Origin of the sequence: Thalassoglobus sp. JC818, assembly GCF_040717535.1 — a bacterium.
GTDB lineage: Bacteria > Planctomycetota > Planctomycetia > Planctomycetales > Planctomycetaceae > Thalassoglobus.
This window is the reverse complement of the sequence record NZ_JBFEFI010000013.1, coordinates 79011-103308: the sequence shown is the minus strand read 5'-3', so window position 1 is coordinate 103308 and position 24298 is coordinate 79011. Positions and strand designations below refer to the sequence as shown.

Sequence of the window (24298 nt, the reverse complement as noted above, 5' to 3'; positions counted from 1 at the left end):
CTAGCTTTGAGTGGAAGAAAATACTCGTCCTCGGAAATCTACAGAATTGTATCTGGAAAAGCGGTTGAGAGTGTTGCGTTCGGATTGAGAGAAGGTGCAACCTTGAGGGCCACTCGCTTGGCGGAAATACTCTCTTTGAACACTCTCGCCATTTTCGATTCGTCGCTTTCACATGATGACATCGAGTATTTATCCGAAATTCCAAATGTCGACGCTGTAACAATCAACAGTTGTGAAATAAATCCCTTCACAACAGTCAGTGGCCAGAAAGCTGTAAGGAATGCGTTTCGGCCAGCCTACATCTGGTTTGAAGAATCTGGATTTCCGTCGGAAGAACCAAGGAATGGTTTGTCATGGATGAAGCCAAGCATTGTTAGTTTTAGTAGAGTTGAGATTCCCGAGTGGGTGCTAGAGGAGTTGGTCTGCAACAACTCTCACTTGAAAGGTGCGATTTTCAGTAACTGCACTTTAGGTGGAGCGAGCTTGTCAAGGGAACTTCTACCATGTGAACTTTCCGAAAAAACTTCAATCAGGATTCAGTGAGCTTTTTGTGAGCAGCGTACTACGTCGCTCTTGTGAAGTGAGTCAAACGCCGGGTGCCATGTTCTCATCGCGAAGCAGGGTGAACGTGGATCGACTTCAACTCGGTTTCGATGGACATGCCCGGTTAACGTAAACGTTCTTTGCTCGAGGAGAATCGACATTGCTCAAAATCAAGTAGGCGAAGAAGTTCGTCCGCCGGTCCTCCGGAAACGTCATTGGCTGTTTCCGCTTCTGTTTTGCATGTGGCTCGCATTGATCTTTGGAACATCATGCACGGTGATTCGGCCCAATGAGTTTTTCACATTGGTTGCCACGATTACCGGTGCGGGACAGGAATCGATGGAACGGTTCGCCCTGTTTTGGGGTGTTTCCTGGTTTGCAATTGTCAAAGGCTGGCACTTTGCTGAATTCGCGATTCTGATGGTTATCCTGACAGCGTCGCTGAAACGGTGGTGCGGCAAGCTGACACCTGGGACAATCATCGGGTCAATGCTCTTTTGCATCGCGTTCGCGGCATCGGATGAATGGCATCAATCGTTCATCCCAGATCGTTTTGGCACCGTTTACGATGTCTTAATCGACAGTCTCGGTGTCTGTACTGCTGGATTGATACTTTTGATGCGGCTGAAGCGAAGAAACGCCAATGACCATGCAGTGAACGGGAGCCGGGTACCACGCGCTCATCACGAAGCAGTGTGAACATGTATCAGTGTTCGACTCAGTCTCGTACTGCTTTCCCTACTGCCTTGTTTTGAGGCATGTCACCCACAGTTTCCGAGAGGCCTTTTCGGTGGTCTTCGAGCCTGGAAGAATACTGCGTCGGGTGGCGTTACGGGAGTAGCTGTCGTGTCGCGACTCGGCAGGACAATATCGACTCGACTTTGAAGGATCGGTTACAGCTTGCCTATGTGAGTGAGGGTGTGGCACTCGTCCCTGTAAGATTGGAGGTCAAGTGAGGCGTTTCTTCTTAGTTGTCGGTTTGCTGGTCGTCGCGTCGATTGCCGGGTTCATTACGTACAGCTTGAAAGTTCAAAAAGAAGCGACGCTGAACTTGCTTGCATCTCATGCGGTTACTTCAGTGATTCTGGAGTATGTTTATACCCATGAGGCATGGCCACAATCGCTGGCTGACTTGGATGGGATTGAGTACTCCAGTCAATTCGACTGGCCGAGTGAATCGGAGCAATGTCTAAAGCGCGTCAAAGTTAAGTTCGGTGTCTCGCTCGAAGAAGTTGCAGCTTCGACACCAGCCCAGTTTTCGTTTATCGTTCCCAATGAACCAATTTACCGCAACAGCTTTGAGTCACAAATCGGTCGAATAATTCTTTCGTCGAAGTCTATTGTTGATCACAAATCAAAGACTGAGTGAGCGAGCTATATCTGGCTGTGCAGCTATGCAACGATTTCGAGAGTTCTGGCTCGGGTTTGACTGCCAGTGTTGTTGGGAATACCCTCGGTTCAGCTTTGGGGAGATAGCAAGTCTATCTTTCCGCTTAGGACCAAACGATCGCTCAAACTGGTTGAATGAAATGACTTCATCGCAATCGCGTTTTCGCAAATGTTATCGGTTAATCTGTCTGCTCTTAATGTTTACTGGTTGTGATCAGCAGTCGGCTGAAGACTCGTTTAGCACTAAGCGTAAAGAGATGCTGGAGCGAGTTAACGCGAAGAGTGACGCTGAACAGGCCGAGAAACGCAAGATCGTGGCGGACGATGCACGCTCACTGCTTCCTGCGAAGAGCAAAGAAGATCTCGCAACGGCGTACCAAATCGCGTTCGATCGCGGTGACATCATTGCCATGGAACAAATGGCTGTGTTTCGTGGTGATGTCAGCGATAAGATTCGGCAAAGCTTCGTTGAGACTGGGCTTGGGACGCTGAGGGCTGGAGAGTCACATGTTACGAATCACACATTCGAACCGCCGTCAGAAGCAGCCACCTTTCGATATCCAGGTCAAGAAATTGTTTCGATGCTCGCGATTGACACGCGCTCAAACGATGATTCGGGGAGCAGTTCGACGACGTTGCCCGTAGTGATCGAAGACGATGCCTACGTCTTTCTGTTCTTTGTCGCTCCACAGAATAGTGAGAGTGAGGAATAGCAGTGCTTCGCGCCGGAGTCACGACGCCGGGCGCAATCAGCGTGGCTGCTTGTTTGTCATGCCCAGTCATGCCTTCGAGGGGCAACTAAGCTTACTCTTTCAATCGCTTCCAGGTGAATGCGGAGAGTGGGGAGTTGTCGCCGATCATGATTCCGCGGACTTCGATGAATGAATCGTTTGTGACTCGGTAGATGTATGATTGTGGTGCATTGTCGGAGCGGCCTTTGCTAGGGCCCGCTGTGAAGGCGTTGTTGAAGAATGTAAAGATGTGGACGTTGTCTGTCCTTTCGAGGCGGAACTCCGATTTTTTCTCTTCGATCACTCGTCCGTTGGAGTCGGTGATTGTGAGTGTTGTCGTGTTTCCGTTGTGCACCTTCAAGATTTGAAACGTGCCTCGATTCGTTTCAACAGTGCGAACCCACTTCCCTTGAATGGCAGCGAGGTCGTCGGCAGCAGCTTTGTCAGCGGTTGCGTTGGCAGTTTCTTCGTCGGGCTTCACTGAGACGAAACCATTTGGCAGCAGGACTTCGTAAGTTCCATTCTTGAGTTCGAGATGTGCTCGGACGACTTCACCTTTGCTGACGCTGCGATGTCCGCCGGAATGTGGTTCTGGCTCTCCGTCGCCGATCCACTTCTTGTTCCAATAGTGGGCATAGACGGTATCGCCGACGTTGATGTCATGTCCTTTCTCGACGGCAGAGACCATGATCTCGGCAACAGAGGATGTCTCTTGCCAGTTCTTTCGTTCTTCGCTCGTTGAGTAGACTGCTTGGACTTTGCCGACGACGATGTGCGATGAGTCGCTCTTGAGTTCATCTGCGGAGAGAAACGGCACTTCGGCCTGCACTGTCGCTTGTGTCAACGTGAAGGCCACCACGAGCGGTGGAATGATGCGGTCGATCATTGGTCGTCTTTCAAAGTTGTCGGCGAATGCGAAGTCTCTTCGCTCAAAGCGGCTCATCGCAAAAGGTCAGGAGTGTTCTCGGTCCAGCTTGGAAGAGTTTGGGATTCTACCGGAATCCGAGCGAGGCTGGGAGATGTCGTGTGCTGTGGCTGGTGCTGAGCTTTTCACAGCTTGCCGACGTCTTCGAGGGGAAGGGTTCCGGGTTGGAGTAGTCCCGAAGTGTCGTCGCGGAGGCATTGAGCGTTGTGCTTGGAGCCGCGGACGCGAAGAGAGAGGCGTCAAAGAAGAAGAGCCGCAAATTCCGTTGAGTTTGGAACTTGCGGCTCTTGTAGCGAGGCCGACGGGACTTGAACCCGCAACCTTCGGATCGACAGTCCGACACTCTAACCAATTGAGCTACGGCCCCTCGCTGAGTTGGAGCGGTAATGTAATTGCCACTTCACAAATCGTCAACAAACCAGTTTCAATTTTGTCAGACCATTTTGGGAACTCGATAATTCCCTCAATTGACATCCTGATGTCGACTTGGGACACTTCGCGATTCGCAAAAGTTCAGACTTGACTGCGGTAAAGGTGCGGAATTGGCATCTCCCGTGGTCCAACCAACTCTCCGGAACAACTATGGCCTCCAGACGCCTCCAAAAACGAATCGAAGCGGAAGCAGCCGAGAAGCTGGGAAAAACAGCTAAAAAGACGGCAACCAAAGCGAAGCGTGCGACTCGCAAGAAAACGACCACTCGCAAGCGAAAAGCGAAAACGGTCGAGCGAAAGAAGATTTTCTGGGGCGTGTTCAGCGGAACGCTCAAAGAAGAGGGGCGTTTTGCGTACGATCAGCGGGATAAAGCTGAGGAGAAGCTGGAAGCTCTGCGAAATCGAAGCACCAAGAAGCTTTATTTCATTCAGCCCATCAAAGCGAGTCTGTCCGATTCGGTTTCAGAAGTCGTTGAAGATGATGAGGTCGATGAAATCGAAGATGAAGTCGTCGAAACCACAGAAGACGACGTCGAAATGAGCGACGACGACAGTGATGACGATGACGACTTCGATGATGACAGCGACGACGACAGTGATGACGACGACGACGATTAGACCGCTCTTGGTCGCTCTCGGCCTTTCAGAATCGACTTGATCCAAGACGAGAACAACTGCTGCGTTCAATCTGTGAAATACAAGAGACCTGCTCGAAAAACTTCGGGCAGGTCTTTTTTGATGTTAGTGTCGCGAGTGCGAATGGCTGCGTGCCAATTGCAATCAAGCCTTCAATGCTGAGGCTCTAGAAATTGTATTCCGGATTGGTCAGGCTGAAGTCTTTGTCGGTCAGCCCGGCGTTCAGTTTGATGTTGCTGTAGAGGTAGTCTTCAGCAAGGACTGGATTTGTCTGGCGAATTCCGGGGAATTCGTATTGTTGGACGCGGATTGGCAGTCCTCGTTCCTGCTCGACGTAGAGTCGAGTCATCTGGAATTTGACGTCTTTCGGGTGCTGCCGATGGATCGTCTCGATGGCTTTGCAAGAGGTTTGTCCGATACGGGCATTCGGATAGTAGTTGACGTCGAGGTCTGTGTACTGAAGGTCGTTCAACCACTGTTCGAGAACTTTGGAAGCCATCGTTTTCATTCCCGCCATCGTGATGGGGTAGCGGTTTTCCGACATCGCGAAACTGCCGTTGACGTCGAGTGAAAGCGTTCCGGCCAGCCCGGCGAAACCGACGTCGTGGGCCTTCATTTTCCCATCATGCTGACCAGCGACATACAAAGCTTCTCGGCCTGCGACCGGTTTCAAGATTTTGAGATAGACGCTGAAGGGGTCTTCTCTGAGTTTGAGTTTGATCTGCGAGTCGAGGAGCTTTCGGCCAATCAGCTCGCGTTTTGCGAAATCGGCTGTGTAGTCTTTGACTCCATCGAGCGACTCGAGGGCTTTGGTTCCCATCTGCAGGGCTGGGGCCAGCGGATGAGAAGATGGGGTTTCTGCGACCTTTGATGCGATTCGTGTCGGATCGGCGAAGATCTGATTCCCGACCAGGATTCCGGCTCCCAGCCCGCAAGCACCGCCGATGGTTTTGATGAGGAAGGCGCGTCGATCGTTCGAGTTGTTGCCAGTCATAGTGCGAGTTTCCTCCTGGAGTGAGTTTGCAGCGGGAATCTCACCGAGAAAATGGTTGACGGTGAGCCGGTGCAATTGGCGTCCAATGGATCGAATCGACTGGCGAGTCAGGGGGGCATCCGCGTTTGTCTCGGAATTCCAGCGTCTCCGGCGATTTCATCTGGAACTGCGGCTTTTGACGATTGTGCCGATTGCAGAGACGGTTATTGAAGGTGAGAATCGGAGATTGAATCACGGAATCTTGATCGATGCTCGTGTACTTTCTGAAATCAGGCTCCCTATAATCAGTATGGGAGGACGCACAGCAGCAGCGGGTTCACCGCTTCGATGCAACTCTTTCCGTTGATTGATGTTATATCCCTCCCGCCGAAATTCTCCCTCCTCATCCTTCATTCTCGGTCATTATGAATTTCACCTCACAGCAGTGTTGTCGCCCGAAATCTCCTCGCATGAGTCAATTTCTTTGCGTGATGGCCGGCGTGTTTCTCGTCGGATGCGGCGGCGAAGATCCGATTCGTGAGTATTCGGTGGCGAAGTTTGAAACCGAACCGCCCACTGCATCGAGTGCCGGGAATCAGGTTTGGTTCTTTAAGCTGATGGGACCTCGGGATGGTCTCTTGCCGTATCTCGAACCCTTCATCGGGTTTCTTCGTGCGACGACATTTCCCGATGGACAGCCTGAATTTGAAGTTCCGGCAGGCTGGACCGTCAAAGATGGGCCACCTCCTCGATTCAAAACGCTGACGGTTGCGGATTCTGATCCACCGATCGAAGTGACCGTATCGGCACTGCCTGCTCCCCCGAGCGACTTTTCGTCATACCTGTTGAGCAACGTCAATCGCTGGCGAGGCCAAGTGAATATGCCACCGCTTGAACCAACAAATTGGGCTGAAAGAGCGACGCAGAATCAGGAACTCATCACTGTTGAAAAAGGTGATCAGGTGATGAGCGTCGTCCAGTTGAATGGGACAACTGAAGAGTTTGGTGACACCTTGATGCTGGTTGCGGTTATCTCAGATGTTGGACTTGCAGCTGCAAAAAGCGAAACACGTCCGGCGGAAACGATGAGTCCGCCGGCGCGTTCATCCTCAAACGTTGGATACGATAAGCCGGAGAACTGGGAAGAGAGTGCAGGGAACGCGATGCGACTCGTCTCCTTGCGAACTGGAAGTTCCGATGAGACAGCTGATGTCAGCGTGATTCGCCTTCCCGGCGGTGGAGATCGACTGGCGAATATCAATCGCTGGAGAGGACAGGTCAAGCTTGAGCCAATCACACAAGCTGAGCTGGATGAAGCTGTCGAAGAGTTGGAAATTGCCGGGATGTCCTCCCAACTCATCTTGATTGAAGGTGAAACCGAGTCCATTCTGGCTGCGATTGCTGAGAAGGATGGTGTGAAATGGTTTTACAAAATGCAGGGTCCGACGGAAGTCGTGAAAGCTGAGCAAGGACGTTTCCGAGAGTTTCTCGATTCTGTTCGCCTCGACCAGGATGAGGAATAAGCTGACCGCTTCAGACAGAACTCGCGGATCAGAAATGAACGTTCAGATCCGGTTCTGTTCACCTCTGCTTGTCAACGACGCCCTCGATGGGGCGATTTAATAGCCGCACAAAACTTTTGATTCCGGAGCCGGTTATGGCCTCGACCATTGATGATAATCTCGACACTTTGGCCTCAGATCGAAGCGAGGTCGGGCAGGGGAACTCTGGGCAGTGGCGGAAGTTGCTGCTGCCGTTGGCGTCACTAAAGCTGACCGTAACGTTGTTTTTGCTGAGCATCTTTATTGTTCTGGCTGGGACGTTCGCTCAGGTTCACAACGACATTTGGTACGTCATCAACGAGTACTTCCGCGTCGATATGGGAAGTCTCTTTATTTCATCATTTCCGTTCGTCGATCTCGGCGCTCTGTTCGTTCGGGTTGACTACAGCCTGTTTTTTCCGGAAGCATTCTTCCCGGAGCAGCCTGTCTTTCCGGACCATTTGAAGTGGATGGCTCCGGTCTGGCCGAGTGGAACTCCTGAATTCCTGGCGGGGAAGGGGTTTTGGTTCCCGAAAGGTTGGACCATCGGTGTGGTGATGGCCATTAACCTGGTGGCTGCACACACTCTGCGATTTAAGGTTCAAGCGCGAGGCACACGGCTGATTGCAGGTTCCGCGGTTCTCGTCGTCGGATCACTGTTCACTTACCTCGTGATCTTGAGTGGTTCCAGCCCTGAAGGTCTTCAATCGAAGCCACTGATTTCCTACGAGAATCTGCGTCTGCTGATGCTGACAACACTGTTCGGTTGCTGTGGAGTGACGGTCTATGGAGCGATTGTTTCGGGGGGAGACTTTGCAAAGCGCTGGTTAAACATCATTGCGACCGTGCTTCTCGTTCTGACTGCCGGCTTTATCGGAATGTGGGAATCATCGGATGCTGCTTCGATGAGAATTTTGTATCAGCTGGTGAAGGCAACACTCGCTTCGTGCTTCCTTCTGGCGGGCTGCATTATGGTCTTCAAGAAGCGTGCCGGAGTTGTGCTTTTGCACGCCGGTATTGGCTTGATGATGTTCTACGATGTGCTCGTCGGGACTCAGCACATCGAAAGTCAGATGTCGATTATCGAAGGCGACACCGTCAACTTCAGTCGGGACATTCGGGATGTCGAACTAGCGGTCATCGACCGTAGCCCACAGGACGAAGATCAGATGACGGTCGTTTCGTCTTCTCTTCTCCGGCCGAAGACGACGATCTCGGATCAGCGACTGCCGTTCGATGTTGAAGTCCTGGAATTCTACCGCAACTCTGACGTGCGAGGTTTGCGGTCCTTCGGTCCTAACGAAGAGATTCCGGAGAACCCAGCAACCGCTGGGATCGGAAAAAATGTGGTTGTGACGCCGGTTGATAACGTCAAAGGAACCGATACGGGTGGGCGTGTGGATGTTCCGTCGGCTTATGTCAGACTTCGGTCGAAGGGAGATGACGGGAAAGACCTGGGTGTGTACATGGTCTCCTCAATCTTCGACCTCTCGCCTGAACCCTTCGGAGAAACTCAAGCAGTCGAAGTCGATGGAAAGACCTATGAGATTGCGCTTCGATTTGTCCGTTATTACAACGACTTCGCGATCAAGCTGACTGATGTTCAAAAGAACGATTACAAAGGGACTTCGCAGGTTAAGGACTATTCGTCTTACATCACCGTGACAGATCCATCACGTGATCTTGAGTTCGATCATCGCATCTGGATGAACAACCCGATGCGGTTTGCAGGCAAAACCTTCTATCAATCGAACTACGCGATGATGGAAGGTGGGCGCGAAATGACGACTCTGCAAGTCGTCGACAACGCGGGCTGGATGACGCCCTATGTCTCCTGCATGATTGTCTGGGTGGGGATGATGTATCACTTCTCTCTCACTCTATTGCGATACCTCGATCGTCGATCACGAACGACAGTCGTCAGCACAGAGACATTAAAAGGTTACGGGGCACAACTGACTCCGAAACAGAACCAAATCAGTTGGGTGGTCACCGGAGTTATCTGTCTTTCGATCATCAGCTCCATGCTGATGCTGGGAAGAGCTCCTCGTGAATCCGCTGACGTCATGCATGTCGAGACGTTCAGTGAACTGCCGATCTGGTACAAAGGTCGGCCGATGCCTATCGACTCCTTCGCGAGAAACATGCTTCTTCGTCTGTCGGACTACGAGACCTACCGCGACGAAGATGGGGACAAGCATTCCGCGTCAGAGTGGTTGCTGCAGGTGATGTCGAACGAAGTGGCAGCCCGCGATCTTCGAGTGTTCAAGATTGAGAACAAAGATGTTATCGAGGCACTCGGATTGCCGGAACGGGAGAAGTTCACGTATTCGTTCAACGAGTTGCTGAAGTCGCCTAAGGTCGATGGCATTAAAGAAATGGGGATGCTCACAATTCTGCGTGAGCTGGAAGGTCTGACAGAGATCGACCCACAGCAGCCGCGGAAGTTTGACGTTGCCGTTTCTGACACACCGCAAAATGAACGGACTCGATTTGAGCGAAAGGTCATCGAGCTTTCACGCAAAATCGATGAGTATGTTCTGCTCGAATTCACAACGGGCGGGGGGCGTATCATCGATTTGATGCGAGATAAAGAACTCGGCAATGCTTCTCAGTCTCAGTTGATTGAACTCGGATTTAAACTCCGTGAATTCGATCGATTGCACAGCCAGGCATTTAACAAGTCACCGATTCCTCTCATGGTTCCGACGCACTTCAATGCTGGAGATCGTCCGGAGCAGGAGGCGTTTCAAACGGAATGGGAATCTCTGACAGCTGCAAAGATCTTCGATCAGATCTACAACGAACTGATTGAGATGGATTCGAGCGAATACAAGAAGCCACCAGCGGTGAAGATGTTCGTCTCCATGATCAAGTCTTACGAAGATGGAAACGTCGACGCCTTCAACAATCAGTTAAAGGACTATCAAGTTTTTCTCAGCGACTACGCTCGTGAAGAATCGGATCCAGGCTTCTTGGACAAGACGGAGTTTGAAGCTGTCTACAACCGATTTGACGCCTTCTATCAATCTGCCAACCTTTACCTGTTCGCTGGGATTTTAGCGTCGTTGGGATGGTTGTTCCTACCGGGGTTCTTCCAGCGTGCTGCATTCTGGACGCTGGTCACTGTCTTCCTGGTTCATACAGCTGCCCTCATCGGGCGGATTTATATCTCGGGGCGGCCTCCGGTGACGAATCTTTATTCGTCGGCCATCTTCATTGGCTGGGCTGTCGTTCTGGGAAGTTTGATTCTGGAATCAATCTCCAAGTTGGGGGCTGGAAATATTGTCGCAGCGGTCTGTGGATTCCTTTCGCTCCGAATCGCTGACGGCTTGGCGAACGATGGAGATACCTTCGTCGTGCTGGAAGCTGTTCTGGATACGCAGTTCTGGTTGGCGACACACGTCGTCTGTATCACTCTCGGATACGCAACGACCTATCTGGCTGGGTTCCTGGGGGCGTTGTATGTCTTCACAGGATTGTTCACGAAGACGCTCGATAAGAACGTCAGCAAAGAGTTCGCTCGAATGACCTACGGCGTTCTGTGCTTCGCGACGTTCTTCAGCTTCGTAGGAACGGTTCTGGGAGGACTTTGGGCAGACGATTCCTGGGGACGATTTTGGGGTTGGGACCCGAAAGAAAACGGAGCACTGATCATCGTTCTGTGGAACGCACTCGTCCTTCATGCCCGTTGGGGCGGAATGGTCAAAGATCGCGGACTCGCGGTTCTGACTGTCCTCGGAAATGTGGTTGTCAGCTGGTCCTGGTTTGGCGTGAACGAGTTGAGCGTGGGACTTCACAGCTACGGATTCACAGAAGGGCGGCTCGCGTGGTTGATCCTCTTCTGTCTGTCACAAGTCTTTATCGCGATCATCGCCTGCACGCCATTGAATCTGTGGCGGAGTAACCCGAAAGAAGTTTCGACGACCTGATGAAGAGATCAGTCGCTCGCTGATCGGTCCCGAAGAAAGGGGCGATGAGTCGATCAATAAGAACGGGTCAGGTGTTTCGTTGTGAACACCTGACCCGTTTTGTTTTATGCTCGATTGGCGACGCGTGCGGTTGATCAGTACTCGCTCGCCTAAATTGATCGGTTGATGCTGCGTGTTTGAGGTGGACGTTGCAAACTTTACTGCTGAATGATCAGCTGGTTCGCGACTTTCCGCACGCCTGGTTCCATTCGCACGTAAGACTCGACGCTCTTCATTTCGCGTTCGCTGTTCACGGTCCCGGAGATCGTGGCGGTTCCGTTTTCGTCGATTGAAAGTTCCACGGTTCGATTTGAGTAAGCGAGGTGCGGAAGTTCCAGCAAGCTGCTCTTCAGTGAGGACTCAAGTTGCTGGACTGGAAGTGCAGGTGCTGTGAATGCCATTCGGTACTGTGGTCGAACCGGTTTGCGATCCGTTTGTGTTTGACCTCTTCCGTTTTGGCCGCCGCCGGTGTTGCCTCGTCCCTGGAGTCCTCCGAATTGAGCGCGGCTGTTGGTGAAGGACTGGCTCGCGGCGGTGTTTCCGCCAATGAAGGCTGAGTTTGAAGAGAACCCGGTGAAGGCATTTTGGCCGACCATCGAGGAAAGACTTCCGTCGCCGGTGTTCAGAACCATGTCTCCGGCTGCACGCCCTGGATCAATGAGTGATCCCCCTTGTGCTGCAGAAGTGGCTCCACCTCCGCCTTGAGTGGTTCTTCCGACGCCAGCTGCCGAACCGCCAGTTCCGCCCGTGGTTCCTCCGCCTCCGGTTGTCCCGCCGCCGAACAGAGATTGCGCGTGGGCACTTGATGCTGTCGTTAGAATCAGCAAAGCCGCTGCGATTGTGAGTATCCGTGTCTGCATAACAGTTCCTCAGGGCGGTCCGTATCGACAAGCCTCTTTTGACTATCTCATCGAGTATTAACCCCGAATGCAACCAGAGGTTTCGGAAGTTCTGGCAGATCAGATGTCTCGGAAGGCGTTCTGAGCGGTTGGACTGGTTCAGTCGGAATATCTTCTATGGAAGTTTTTCACTTCGATTGAGGATGTCAACGACACTTCTAGTCAAATGTTCAGTTGGCCAGCGGGTGCTCTGTTCGAGTCGGTTGTAGGTCCGGTGCTTCGGTTTGAGACAGCGTGTGCTGCCGGACAGTTGGGCCAGCGGTCGCAGCCGGACGAGTCGAACTCGCAGGCGGAGACGCTTCCGAGACTGCCTGTGCAGCGATCGACTTCAGACGGTCCCGATGTAAATCAGAAGTGTTCACATTCTGGCTGGTGATTGTCCCGCCGAAGTGTCGGACAGCCGCCGGGCTTCGACGTCGATCGGCTTCGGTAACTGCCTCAGCCGCGATGTGTGACACCTGTTGGATGGGGCTGGAAATCTCAGTTTTCGTCTTTGTGTGACGTTGATCACGCGTGGTCCCCTGAAGATACAGGGTCGCCATTTTCGAATAGACCGGCATCCCCCCGTCTTTGGGCGTGACCATCACTCGCAGGGAGCAGTTGGCTTCGTGGACCGTCTTTCGGGTGTAAGGCACGAAGAGCTGGTAAGCGATTCCGAGATTTGTTTCAGTCATCAGACCCTGGAAAGCCATTTCTTCGAAATCGAAGTAGTGAATCGGTTCCGAACGCTCTTCGTCTGAGCCGAAGTCGTCGAACACGTAGATTCGAACATCTCCACTCACCTTGATCGGCGAGGATGTGTCGTTTCCGAAGAAGAGGATTTGACCTGCGAATCCACGGCACGGAAGACCGTTCAAACCGACACCTTCGGCCGGTTCCCAGGCGCAAATCACTTCCGTGACTCGCTCTTTTCCTGCTTCGGGAGTTTTCCTTTTCTTCGAGTCATCCTTCCCGAGGAGGGAAAGCTGGTGGCATCCACAACTCGTCACGACGAACAGGAAGCACAGGATCAAATTGACCTGAACGCTTCGAGACGGTTCTGTTTCTCTGAGGAAACAATGTTTGGTCTTGAGAGTTCTCATGATCAATTGTTCTCCCCGGTTGCAGGAACGGCTGGTTCCAGCGGTGCTGGAGGATCGACGTATGGCGGAATCGGGGAACTCTCTGGAATCGGAGAGATGTCCGTTGGCTGTGGAGTACCTTGATAGTACTGAGCGTTTGGATCGGTCATCGAGTTCGGCACTCCGAAGATCGGACCGTGAAGCTCTTCCGCTTCTTCCTGGAAGTAGTGGAGGCGTTGTGCTTCGATCTGTTTGAACATTTCCGACTCAGCATCGTTGTGGACGATTCGTGGAGTCAGAAAGATGATCAACTCGCGGCGTTCAGTCGTGTGAGAATCAAAGCGGAAGGCGTTTCCAATGATCGGCAGGTCGCCAAGCCATGGGACTTTTCTTTCGAGAATGTCGTCGGAGTCGGTGATCATTCCCCCAAGCACCACTGTTTGTCCGTCAGGGACTTTCACAGTCGTTTGTGCAGTCTGAATGTTCTTAATTGGCGAAGTGATCACGGTTCCGGTGTTGATGTCGGTGAAGACGGGAACTCCGTTGTCGATGAACTGACTTTTCTCAGCGACGACTTCCATCACGATTTGTCCGCCGGGGCTGATTCGAGGACGCACTGTGAGGATGATCCCGGCGTTCTCACGAACGATGATTGGTGATGTCGATGTGTTTGTCTGGTTCACACCGTTCACGACTGGAACGTCCTGACCGACCTGAATCTGAGCGGTCTGATTGTCCAAAGCCAAAACTTGAGGACGGCTGAGAACGCGAACCTGACGACGGGCTGCCAGTGCACGAATGAGGACACTCACAGAATCCGAACTTGCCGAGAGGACGAGACCACCGTAGCCGAGGTCATTGTTTGTTCGTTGGAGAGCGAAGCTGCTGAGCCCCTGTGCTCCGACACGCGAAGGGTTCCCGATCGGATTGCTCCCGATCGGCTGGTTGTTAAAGCCGAACCCTGGGGATGCGTTTTGGGAGATCACACGGGTCACAGTGGCGGATGGGTTTCCGTTCGGGTCGAAGATCGTTTCTGTAACGGTCAAGAGTTCGTCGATGATGCTTCGATCGAACAAGACCGGATCCTGGAATCCGAGTTCCACTCCGAATTCATCTGTGTTGTCGAGTTGAACTTCGACGAGCAAAGCTTGAATCAGAACCTGGGAGAACTCCGCGTCGAGAGTTCGAACCATCGCTTCGATTTCGTTGAAGTAAGCGGGTGTTGCACTAATCAGAACGCTGTTGGTGATTGGTTCAGGAGTGACAATCACTTCTTGCTCGAGCAACTGGCTTGTGCTGATTCGGTCCGGGTCGATGGTTGCGAGGTCACGTTGTGACTGGAGGAAATCGTTGATCGCCAAAGCGACGTCAGCAACCGGAACGTTCAGGAGTTTGATGACCTGCGTCGTTCGATTCTGAGGATCTGTGGCATCGAGTCGATACAACAGGTTCTCGGCAATGATCAATGCGTCTGGACCACCGGTGGCGATCACGCTGTTCGTGCGAGTGTCCGCCACGAAACGTAGCTGCAACAGAGAACTTGCTGTGTCCGTCGCTCCTGCGAGTTGGACTCCGAGTTGTCCCTGATCATTCTGGTTGGTCGTTTCTTCTTGCTGGAAGAGTTCGTTGAGCAATTCGACAGCGTTGACTGCGTCCGCTTTCTGAAGCTTGAAGTACTTGACCTCAGCAACCGCACTACTCGGCTGATCCAGGATTCGAACGAGTTCTTCAATCACTGGAATGCTCTGCGGTGACGCTGAGTATTGCAATGTGTTCGTTCGTGTTTCTGCATTGAAGACAATGTTGTCCAGCAGTCCGGAGCGAGCCAGCTTTTCGCCGTCTTCGGAAAGGAATTCCAACACGACGGATTTGGGATCAGTTGTGCCTTGAATCTGTGAAGTGAACGACTGAGCGACTGTCGAAGCTTGCGGATCGGTGACACTGCGGAAAGCAGCGGTCAGGAACTCAGCCAATTCGTCAGCCAAAGCGTTCTTCAATCGGATGACTTTCATCTGGCTGATGGCAGCCGCTTCGTCCGCATCCAGCTTTTTGATGAAGACTTCAATCTCTGACAAGTCTCGAGGTCGAGCTTGTACGATGACCGAGTTGGTGCGTGGATCGGCGGCGACTTTCAGTCGTGTTCCAAGTCCGGTCGGATCTTCGTCTGGATAGAAGTCACTCAGAATTTCAACGACGCTGTTGGCGACAGCGTATTCGAGTCGAATCACCTGAATTTCGTGAGTGGGGTCAATCGGTTGATCAAGCTCGGCAGCGAGGTCGAGAATGGCTTCCATCGTATTCGTTGGGGCCAGAATCAGAACCGCGTTCGGGACAACAACCGGAATGACGTTCACTGCTGCAGCACTCTGTTGAGCACTGTCGCTGCGAAGCTCAGCGAGTTGTTCGTAAACATCGCTCAGCAATTGAGCCAGTGATTGAGAGTCGACATGTTCGAGTTTGAGGAGGTGAATTTCCGGAAGACTTCCGACAGCCATACGCTCGATTTCCGAGATGACTTCCATCACGGTTTCGATGTCGCCTTCGTTACCGCGAATGATCAGGAGATCAAATCCGGGAATTGTTTCGATGGTGACGTCACCTTTCAGATTGCCTGAAAGAGTCATCAATCCGCCACGCCCAATAATTCTGGCGCTGTCTCCGGGGTCCGCTGGTTGCGCTCCGAGTGGTGCAGGGTCCGGGACAGGTTGCTCAGCCTGAGCGAGCATTCTTTCGCTCGAGCTTGTTGCCTTCGCAGCTTGTTGTGCTGAGGCAATTGTCGAGATTGGGCGTTTGAGTCGTTCTGCGATTTCCGCTGTTGATCCGTTTCCAGCCATGAGCGTTGGAACAGATTCTTCCTCGATCGGATTAATATCGAGGCTTTGAATCAAAGTCTTAAGGCCAGACTGAACCGGTGCGGTGGCTGTGACGAGAAGTTGTCGCTGGTCGCTGTCAATTTCGACTGTGAAGAGTGTGTCTGCTGGAGTTGTCCCTTCCGCAATGTCGGAAACGACAAATGCAGGCATCCCGTTCGGGCCGGCGTTTTCCAGTCTTGAACGGGATGAGAAGGCTTTGTGAATCTGCCGGGCGATGTCGACGGGCGATCGATGACGTGGTCGATAAGTTCGAGTTTCGTTCGCTTCGGCTGGACCAGACTCCGGTTGAGGAGCTTGGTCGTAGGCCAAAGGTTGAATTGATTTGCTCTTGGGGGAGTCTTGAACTTCCTGCGGCAACATGCGATGCCGAGGGACGTCAGTCGTGAACTGATAGTTTGAGTTCACTCCAGCGGTCTGAATGATCGTTGGAGTCTTGGCAGGAGTTGCAGCGGCAGCCGTTGTTGGAATTGCCTGGGCCTGAAGAGGCTGGCTTTGAGGCGACTGTGCAACAGCTTCGGTTGCTTGAGCAGCCTGTGTGCCGGCGTCTTCCGGAGAAGGGGAAACCGGGCGTTCGTATTCCAGTCGACCACGACGAGTCGACATGACTGTCAGAAACTGGTCCTTCACCAGGATGCGAAAGCCGACGCGTTCCAGTTCTCGATTCAGAATCTTGACGGCGTCGTCGCGGTTGTATTGATTCCAGTCGTGACGAGAGAAATTCCCCGGAGGAACATCGTGCATGACGAGTGTCGATCCGGTCTCTTTCGCGACATCATTCAGAACTTTGGCCCACGGAGTTGTGAGAAAGTTGAGACGAACGGACTTCCTTTTGGAGGCTTCGGTGTCCCAACCGGCTTCGACGGTTTCATTCGTCGTTTTCACTTTCTTACGAAAGAACCCTTGGGCCGACGCTTGGTTCGGGCACAAAGAAGCGGCGATCACACAGCAAATTGCTGGAGCGACGAAACCACGTCTTGTCACCATTTCGAACAATCGCATTTTGGGACTTCCAATTCGTTCATGGAATTTCAGCTTTCCGCGCGGCACACAATCCCCACAGATCGGGAGAATCCGTACAATCGTTACTATCGGTAAAGTTTCCCTATCTTGATGAGCCAAATTTTTCGACTGACGGAAAACGCTCAAGCTTGCGGGAGCGTCTGCTTTTCGGCACGATTTGCCGAAGTCCTCAATTCGTCGATGGACTTCCAAAACGTCTCCTGAGACGTCCACACTTTTCAGAGAATGGAATCAGATGGCTGAGCGACATGCAGCCCGACGTGATCGGGTTCGAGAACAGATGCGACGAGACGGAGTCGACGCTTTTCTGATCACCACGGAAAAGAACGTGGCGTACCTGACCGGTTTCACAGGAGACAGCACATGGATGCTGTTGACTCTGGACTCTGCTCAGCTTGTCAGTGATTTTCGATACACGACACAGCTTGCATCAGAGTGCCCGGATGTTTCGGCTGTGATTCGCCCGTCCAACAAGTCTCTCATCCAAGGAGTTGTCGGAGAACTTCAGTCGTCTTCCAGCGGTCCGATCGGGTTTGAAGGGCATTCAATGCCGTTTGACACCTATCAGCAGTTGATCGACGGTTCAAAAGGACAGCAGTGGGTTCCACTTTCCTGGAAAGTTGAAACGATCCGCGCCATCAAAGATGACAGTGAGATCGAAGAAATTCGGCTCGCGGTTCGATTGGCAGAGGAAGGCTTTGCACAACTTCTCGATCAGTTTCGGCCTGACGCGACTGAACGAGAGATGGCTTACGAGCTGGAACACATCGTTCGCGGGCTGGGTGGAGAGGAATTGAGTTTCCATCCGATTATCGCAGTCGGTGACCATTCTGCGATGCCCCACTATCGTCCCGGAGACCGTAAGCTCTCCGAACACCCTATTCTTCTGGTTGACTGGGGAGCTCAAACCTATTTGGGGTACAAGTCAGATTTGACGCGCACACTCCTCACTCAGGATTTCCCGGAGCCTCAATTCGAGAAAATCTATCGCACCGTGCTCGAAGCGCAAATGTTGGCCATTGATCTCATTGGCCCCGGAGTTTCGACGCTCGATGTCGACACCGCAGCACGTCAACACATCGCAGATGCTGGATTCGGAGAGTTCTTCGATCACGGCCTCGGTCACGGAATCGGCCTCGATATTCACGAATTACCGCGGTTTTCAAGGACGGCAGAGACTCCGCTGGAGACCGGAATGGTTGTCACGGTCGAGCCTGGGATCTATCTTTCGGGCTGGGGAGGCGTCAGGATCGAAGACGATGTTCTTGTCACCGACCAGGGATGTGAAGTATTGTCCAGCGTCACCAAGAGTTGGGATTCTGTTCGGATCACCATCTGATTGATTCGATTTGCGGACGTGACCTTCAGCATCTCATTCGAGAAGACAATCTGTGGGATTCCGTCGATCGTTCCATCGATTTTCGTCAAGTTTCGGCACGTCTCCCGGATGAGAAGCCGATTTGTACGAACGGAATGATCTCAAATCAGAAATAGACGTATCCAATCCCAGAAAATCCCTTTGCCTTCCGAATCAGGATGCGAAGCGGACATCCGAAATAATCGACTAGACACATAATTGACCAGACACTGAGGAATTGAGATGGCTCGCGACGCGAACGCCGAAGCAGACGAACTGAACATTGATGGGCTTCGTCAGGTCATGGAACTGATGGAGAAACACGACGTTACCGAGCTGAAACTGGAACAGGGAACGGCAAAATACGTTCTGCGTCGTGGAGGCCACGAATTCAGCGGCGCGCTTGCACCGCCCGCTCCTGTTTTCGCCGCACCAGCCGCTCCTGCTGCCCCAGCAGCAGCAACTCCGCCTGCAGCTGCAAGTTCCGCTCCAGCCGCTGCTCCGGCGGCGGATGAAGGATTAGTTGAGATCAAAAGCCCCACTGTGGGGACGTTCTATCAGTCTCCGTCTCCTGGCGAACCAGTTTTCGTCAAAGTCGGGGATCACGTGACCAAAGACTCGATCGTCTGCATCGTGGAAGCGATGAAGGTCTTCAATCAGATTCCGGCTGAGGTTTCGGGGACCATCGTCAAGGTGCTGTTGAAGGACAGCGATTCCGTCGAATACGGACAGCCATTGTTCCTCGTTAAGCCAGATTGATCACAGCGATTGCCATGTCAGATTGAAGACTCGTCCCCTCTTCTCGTGAGAGGGGCAGGCGTTATCAAATCGCTGACGCTGAAGTTTGTGTTCCTGGCGACGAGTTAGCGTTTCGCCGAACCTCGAGTCAGGAAGACAATCATCAGGCAAATTCCACGAGCGAGCACAGGCCCGGGCCACACCGCATCCCACACGAGTTCACTAGGATTGAATCGATATCATGTTTCAGAGGATTTTGGTTGCTAACCGAGGCGAAATTGCACTCCGTGTGATTCGCGCCTGTCAGGAACTTGGGATCGGGACTGTTGCCGTTTTCAGCGAAGCAGATCGCGGCGCTCATTACCTCGATTTGGCGGACGAGGCAATTTGCATCGGCCCAGCTAACTCTTCAGAGAGCTATCTGAAGATCGAACACATCATCGCTGCTGCTGAATTGAGCGAAGCCCAGGCGATTCATCCGGGCTACGGTTTTCTGGCTGAGAACTACAATTTCGCTGAGCAGTGCCGCGACTCTGGAATTGAGTTCATCGGACCTCCGCAGGACGCGATGCGCAAGCTGGGCGATAAGGTTGAAGCTCGCAAAATTGCGATGGAAGCTGAAGTTCCCGTCGTCCCCGGAAGTGACGGGCTGATCAACAGTGAAGAGGAAGCGGTGCGAGTGGCCAATGAAATTGGCTACCCCGTCCTCATCAAAGCGACTGCCGGTGGCGGAGGAAAAGGAATTCGGCCGGCGACCGATGAGAAGTCGCTGAGAACCGAATTGAAAGCTGCAGCTGCCGAAGCTGAAAAGGCGTTCAAAAATGCCGGGGTTTATATTGAGAAGTTCGTGCAGAAGCCGCGGCACGTTGAGGTGCAAGTTCTTGCCGATCAACACGGAAACGCCGTTCATCTGTGGGAACGCGATTGCACGATGCAGCGAAAGCATCAGAAGCTGATCGAAGAAAGCCCCGCACCAAAACTTCCCGAGAATGTTCGGCAGGAAATGTGCGAAGCGGCGACGCGTCTCGTGCGCACTTCTGGCTATTTCAACGCGGGAACAGTGGAATTCATCGTCGATCAGGACAACAACTTCTACTTCATCGAAGTGAATGCACGAATTCAGGTTGAGCATCCGGTAACGGAAATGGTCACCGGAATCGATTTGATTCGTCAGCAAATTCTCGTTGCAGCAGGTGAAAAGTTAAGCTTCACACAGGACGATATCACGTCAACAGGATGCTCGATCGAGGTTCGGATCAATGCTGAAGATCCTGAACAAGGTTTTCGAGGTTGTCCTGGAACAATTACCGATCTGATTATCCCCGGTGGACTCGGAGTCCGCTTCGATTCACATGTGTATACTGGCTATCGCATTAGTCCGCATTACGATTCGATGATCGGAAAACTTATTGTGTACAAGCCCACACGCGAGGAGGCAATCGCGTGTATGTTGCGTGCTCTCAATGAGTTTCGGATCGATGGTCCCGGAATTAAGACCACGATTCCTCTCGCAAAGAAAATCCTGATGCACTCAGTCTTTCGCAATGCGGAAGGGGATACGAAGTTCGTGGAACGCACCTGGTAGTCTGGGAATTCTTTGAACAATTCAGGTGAACTCAATCGTCTGAGTTCCTTCGCGCTTGAACGTTGGACGTTTCGCTTTTACGATGCCGCGCTGAAATGCGTTCTCACCTTCGGCAGCGAAGCGCTTTCTTCGCTCCGTCAACACATCAGGAATGGTTAAAATGAAAGTCGCCTGTCTAACAGGGGGTGGAGATTGCCCCGGTCTTAATGCTGTCATTCGAGGCCTCGTCCGGACAATCCACAATGCCGGCGGTGAGACGATTGGACTTCTGGAAGGTTGGAGAGGAGCGATCGAAGGCAACTTCGTTAAGCTGAATCCAATGGAAACCGATGAAATCCTCCCGATGGGTGGGACGATCCTCGGCTCTTCCCGAACCAATCCCTACAAAGACGAATCACTCGTTGAGCAAGTCGTCAAGACATTCAAAGATCTCGATCTTGACTGTCTCGTCGCAATTGGTGGCGACGACACTCTGGGTGTCGCGAGCAAGCTCTACAGTGACCACAACCTGCCAACCATCGGTTGCCCAAAAACAATCGACAACGACCTGAGCAGCACAGACTTCACTTTCGGGTTTGACACCTGTTTGAACACTGTGATGGACGCGGTCGACAAACTCCGAACAACTGCAGAGTCTCACCGACGCGTCATTGTCGTCGAAGTGATGGGACGCCACGCTGGCTGGATTACCTGCTTCTCCGGAATTGCATGTTCCGCCGACGCGATCATGGTTCCTGAGCAGGAAGTCGATCTGAACGCTGTTTGCGATCTGCTGAAGAAGCGTCGTGAAGACGGCAAAAAGTACGGAATCGTGATGGTCAGCGAAGGTGCAGTCCTCAAAGGCGAAGACCTCACGACCAAAGATGCCGAAATCGATGAGTTCGGTCATGTGAAACTTGGTGGCGTGGGATCACGTATCGCCAAGATGATCGAAAAGAAAACCGGAATCGAGACCAGAGACGTCACTCTCGGTCACCTGCAGCGAGGCGGTTCACCAAGTGCTTACGACCGAGTGCTTGGAACTCGACTCGGAATTCACGCGGGCCGATTGGCGTTGAAGAAAGACTTCGGAAAAATGGTAGCGTTGAAGGGGCTTCACATCGTGGGAGTTCCACTGGCAGAAGCTGTCGGAACAATGCGAACCCTGTATCCAGAGTTCCTCGACGAAGCGAGCGAATTCTTGAAGTAACAGCTTCGAAGATCTCCTTGAGGAAACGTCTCAGGAGATTTTCGACGGTGAATAAAGAAGACGCCGACACGAATTCATGGATTCGTGTCGGCGTTTTTCGTCTTTGCTTTCAGTGAAATGGCTCATGAGAGGCCGAGCGATCATTCAATCGTCGATGGCTACTACTTTATTGTCGACACAGATGGCTCTCATCAGTTTGGTTATGAGAGTGAAGCGATCATGATTCCCGCAGCGACGGAGACATTCAGCGAAGTGACTGAACCGCGTGGGGGGATCTGGCAGACCTGGTCGCAGTTTTCCAGAGTGAGTCGCCGCAGGCCTTTCTCTTCACCTCCGATGACTAGCAGCCAGCGTCTGTCGCGGTCGACTTTCGCCAGCGGCATCTCGGCATGTTCTGAACTTCCCAGAACCCACATCTCTTTCTTCTTCGCTTCCTGAATCGCGCGCACGAGATTCGTCTGAATGACATGCGGAACCGATTCCATGCCACCGGCAGCGACGTCATAGACTGTTCCGGTCAGTGGGGCGGATTTATCCTGAGTCAGAATCACACCTTTGACCCCGAAGAAACCAGCAGACCGAAACACTGCTCCAACGTTATGAGGATCCTGTAGACGATCCATCATCAGCCACAGTCCTTGGGGACTGGAATCAGAAAACAGGTCATTCAGTGAAGAAGCAGCCTTGGGTCGAATGACGGCAAACGTCGTCCCCACACGGCCTGATTCGTCTCGAGAACGTTGTCGCCCACGCTGCATTGGTTCCTGAACGGAAATTCCATGATCGGCAGCGACATTCGCGACGTGCTTCCAGCTCTCGTTGCTTCGGGTTCGGCTGGCGTGGACTTCAAGAACATCGTGCGGACGATGTTCGAGGGCTGCCAGCACGCTGTGCGGATTCATCAATTTCAGTGTGGTCATGGAAGCTGCTTTAGGACATCTTGAAGCGGACGACGATGTGACGTCGGGGACTCATTCGGAAAACCGTACCACAGCACCCCGACGATGTCTTCGATGCTGGGATCGATCTGTAGAATTTCGTAGATCTCCGGCGCCCGAGTGACGTCTCCGGTCGTCCATTTCATGCCGATTCCGTGTGACCAAAGCGACAGGGCGATGTTCTGAACTGCACAGCAGACTGCAGCATAGTTTTCACGGTCTCGTAGAGAGTCGTCAGAACGAAGCGATGTGACAACGATCCACCCGGGAATGGTCGACCATTTGTCCCGTTTCTTCTGAGCGGCGGCTTCACCTTTACTCACTCGGGCCATTTCGGCGTTGAGTTCAACAATCTGTGAGATTGTCTTTTCTCCGAGAAGGTAAAAACGCCAGGGCTCTGTCATTTTGTGATTGGGAGCCCAGCACCCCGATTCCAATGCTGCGAGAACAGCTTCATCGTCGGGGCGCTCAGTCTTGAAAGCGTTGATTGTCCGACGGTTTCGAATCAACGCATCGATGTCGTGCTCTGGCATTATCTCAAGCATTCTTTCCGTGTTTGATCAGCGCTCAGTTTTCGGAGGCCAGGTCAAAATTGAATTCATTGTTGCCTTCGAGAATTCTCGTTGTGAGTTCGGATCGAGAATTGTATCGTGCTGGGATCGTTTCTGGTTGCGCAGGCAGAACTTTTCCATCGGGTTGGACGCTTTCGTCTCGTTTTGTGGAGATTCGAACAGTGTAGTCTCCGGGTTCAAGAGGATTCGAAAACTTGTAAGCTCCGTTCGCATTCGTGATGGCTCCCGCCGGTCGTCCACGGGACTGAGGAACAAAGATAACGATGCCCATGCCGAGCGGTTTTCCGTCGAGGGTGACTGTGCCAGCAACAGATGCCTTGTCGGATTCTCTGTGATTGATTTCGGATTGCGCCGGATTCAGGGTAGAGATTGCGTCGATTCCTGCCTGGGCGATCATTCCATCTTGAGTCGAAGTGACTCCCGAAACACCGATTGCTCCGATGAGTTTTTGGTCGACGATGATTGGAAGTCCGCCTTCCATCGGAAGCCCTCCGGGAAGTCTGAGAAGCTTCAGGTTGACACCACCTTCTGCGACTCGATCTTCGAATGCTTTCGTCGATCGGCGAAACAAGGCAGCTGTTTTCGCTTTTTGTATCGCGATTTCAACGCTGCCGAGTTGCGTGTTTTCAAGCCGTTGAAACATCACCAGAAAACCGGCATTGTCGACAATTGTAATGGCAACCGGCCAGTTGTTGCTGCGGGCATATTCCTCTGCGGCAGCCATGACAGCCTTGGCGTCCGTCAGAGAAATGCTCTCCCCGTATGCAGGTGGCTGATCCTGTCCCAGGAGAAGAGTTGGAAATGCAAGCACGACCGTAAGCAGCAAAGCGAGTCTCATCACAGTTGCTCCTGATTGCGTGAAGTTGAAGAGATAGATGACCTCTACGTAGAGAATGACGACCGTGTTGGAAGTTTACGAGCAGGC

Annotated in this window: 19 protein-coding genes and 1 tRNA gene; 11 read left to right on the top strand and 9 right to left on the bottom strand. The window is 52.5% G+C overall.

What is annotated here, in order from left to right:
- The 4 genes from AB1L42_RS22245 to AB1L42_RS22230 form a co-directional block, all read left to right on the top strand.
- Window positions 1-543 (top strand): hypothetical protein (locus AB1L42_RS22245; protein WP_367061782.1); only part of this gene is annotated, 543 nt, incomplete at its 5' end.
- Between the two features lie 240 nt (window positions 544-783).
- The gene (locus tag AB1L42_RS22240) at window positions 784-1242 is read left to right on the top strand and encodes a VanZ family protein (RefSeq protein WP_367061779.1); all 459 of its coding nucleotides are present in this window, start codon (window positions 784-786) and stop codon (window positions 1240-1242) included.
- A 253-nt stretch (window positions 1243-1495) separates the two neighbouring features.
- Window positions 1496-1912 (top strand): hypothetical protein, encoded by a 417-nt coding sequence (locus AB1L42_RS22235; protein ID WP_367061776.1) that lies wholly within the window; start codon window positions 1496-1498, stop codon window positions 1910-1912.
- A 160-nt stretch (window positions 1913-2072) separates the two neighbouring features.
- Window positions 2073-2645: a hypothetical protein gene (locus AB1L42_RS22230; RefSeq protein ID WP_367061773.1), complete on the top strand. Its 573-nt coding sequence runs from the start codon at window positions 2073-2075 to the stop codon at window positions 2643-2645.
- Between the two features lie 91 nt (window positions 2646-2736).
- Here AB1L42_RS22230 and AB1L42_RS22225 read toward each other — a convergent pair whose 3' ends face one another.
- Complete coding sequence (locus AB1L42_RS22225) at window positions 2737-3549, bottom strand: hypothetical protein (RefSeq protein WP_367061770.1); 813 nt, start codon at window positions 3547-3549, stop codon at window positions 2737-2739.
- Between the two features lie 332 nt (window positions 3550-3881).
- Window positions 3882-3955, bottom strand: a tRNA-Asp gene (locus tag AB1L42_RS22220).
- Between the two features lie 215 nt (window positions 3956-4170).
- Between AB1L42_RS22220 and AB1L42_RS22215 the strand changes: the two genes are divergently transcribed.
- A complete protein-coding gene (locus AB1L42_RS22215) occupies window positions 4171-4638 on the top strand; it encodes a hypothetical protein (protein WP_367061767.1) in 468 nt (155 codons plus the stop codon).
- Between the two features lie 184 nt (window positions 4639-4822).
- On the opposite strand, the gene AB1L42_RS22210 is transcribed toward AB1L42_RS22215, so the two are convergent.
- Complete coding sequence (locus tag AB1L42_RS22210) at window positions 4823-5650, bottom strand: DUF1571 domain-containing protein (RefSeq protein WP_367061764.1); 828 nt, start codon at window positions 5648-5650, stop codon at window positions 4823-4825.
- A gap of 449 nt (window positions 5651-6099) precedes the next feature.
- Here AB1L42_RS22210 and AB1L42_RS22205 point away from each other — a divergent pair, with 449 nt between their 5' ends.
- Together AB1L42_RS22205 and ccsA are read left to right on the top strand one after the other, a co-directional pair.
- Window positions 6100-7152 (top strand): hypothetical protein, encoded by a 1053-nt coding sequence (locus tag AB1L42_RS22205; protein ID WP_367061761.1) that lies wholly within the window; start codon window positions 6100-6102, stop codon window positions 7150-7152.
- 134 nt (window positions 7153-7286) lie between these two features.
- Window positions 7287-11102, top strand: a complete 3816-nt coding sequence (ccsA, locus tag AB1L42_RS22200; RefSeq protein WP_367061758.1) for a cytochrome c biogenesis protein CcsA — start codon at window positions 7287-7289, stop codon at window positions 11100-11102.
- Between the two features lie 197 nt (window positions 11103-11299).
- On the opposite strand, the gene AB1L42_RS22195 is transcribed toward ccsA, so the two are convergent.
- The 3 genes from AB1L42_RS22195 to AB1L42_RS22185 all read right to left on the bottom strand — a co-directional run bounded on the left by AB1L42_RS22195 (window position 11300) and on the right by AB1L42_RS22185 (window position 16973).
- Window positions 11300-12001, bottom strand: coding sequence for a BON domain-containing protein (locus tag AB1L42_RS22195; RefSeq protein ID WP_367061755.1), 702 nt, complete (start codon window positions 11999-12001; stop codon window positions 11300-11302).
- 209 nt (window positions 12002-12210) lie between these two features.
- The gene (locus AB1L42_RS22190; RefSeq protein WP_367061752.1) at window positions 12211-13122 is read right to left on the bottom strand and encodes a hypothetical protein; all 912 of its coding nucleotides are present in this window, start codon (window positions 13120-13122) and stop codon (window positions 12211-12213) included.
- Window positions 13123-13124: 2 nt separating this feature from the next.
- Window positions 13125-16973, bottom strand: a complete 3849-nt coding sequence (locus AB1L42_RS22185; protein ID WP_367061749.1) for a secretin N-terminal domain-containing protein — start codon at window positions 16971-16973, stop codon at window positions 13125-13127.
- A 256-nt stretch (window positions 16974-17229) separates the two neighbouring features.
- Between AB1L42_RS22185 and AB1L42_RS22180 the strand changes: the two genes are divergently transcribed.
- The 4 genes from AB1L42_RS22180 to AB1L42_RS22165 all read left to right on the top strand — a co-directional run bounded on the left by AB1L42_RS22180 (window position 17230) and on the right by AB1L42_RS22165 (window position 21863).
- Window positions 17230-18333 carry a Xaa-Pro peptidase family protein gene (locus AB1L42_RS22180; RefSeq protein WP_367061746.1) on the top strand — a complete coding sequence of 368 codons (1104 nt, stop codon included), beginning with the start codon at window positions 17230-17232 and terminating at the stop codon, window positions 18331-18333.
- 261 nt (window positions 18334-18594) lie between these two features.
- Window positions 18595-19110 carry an acetyl-CoA carboxylase biotin carboxyl carrier protein gene (gene accB / locus AB1L42_RS22175; RefSeq protein WP_367061743.1) on the top strand — a complete coding sequence of 172 codons (516 nt, stop codon included), beginning with the start codon at window positions 18595-18597 and terminating at the stop codon, window positions 19108-19110.
- 220 nt (window positions 19111-19330) lie between these two features.
- Window positions 19331-20674, top strand: a complete 1344-nt coding sequence (accC, locus tag AB1L42_RS22170) for an acetyl-CoA carboxylase biotin carboxylase subunit (protein ID WP_367061740.1) — start codon at window positions 19331-19333, stop codon at window positions 20672-20674.
- A gap of 160 nt (window positions 20675-20834) precedes the next feature.
- Window positions 20835-21863 (top strand): ATP-dependent 6-phosphofructokinase, encoded by a 1029-nt coding sequence (locus tag AB1L42_RS22165; protein WP_367061737.1) that lies wholly within the window; start codon window positions 20835-20837, stop codon window positions 21861-21863.
- A gap of 200 nt (window positions 21864-22063) precedes the next feature.
- Here AB1L42_RS22165 and rlmB read toward each other — a convergent pair whose 3' ends face one another.
- From rlmB to AB1L42_RS22150, 3 genes are read right to left on the bottom strand one after another with little or no spacing between them, the layout of a single operon-like run.
- Complete coding sequence (gene rlmB, locus AB1L42_RS22160) at window positions 22064-22783, bottom strand: 23S rRNA (guanosine(2251)-2'-O)-methyltransferase RlmB (RefSeq protein ID WP_367061734.1); 720 nt, start codon at window positions 22781-22783, stop codon at window positions 22064-22066.
- Window positions 22780-23334 carry a nitroreductase gene (locus tag AB1L42_RS22155; RefSeq protein ID WP_367061731.1) on the bottom strand — a complete coding sequence of 185 codons (555 nt, stop codon included), beginning with the start codon at window positions 23332-23334 and terminating at the stop codon, window positions 22780-22782. The genes rlmB and AB1L42_RS22155 overlap by 4 nt, the downstream gene beginning before the upstream one ends.
- Window positions 23335-23368: 34 nt before the next feature.
- Window positions 23369-24211 (bottom strand): heme-binding protein, encoded by an 843-nt coding sequence (locus AB1L42_RS22150; RefSeq protein WP_367061728.1) that lies wholly within the window; start codon window positions 24209-24211, stop codon window positions 23369-23371.
- Between the last annotated feature and the right edge of the window lie 87 nt (window positions 24212-24298).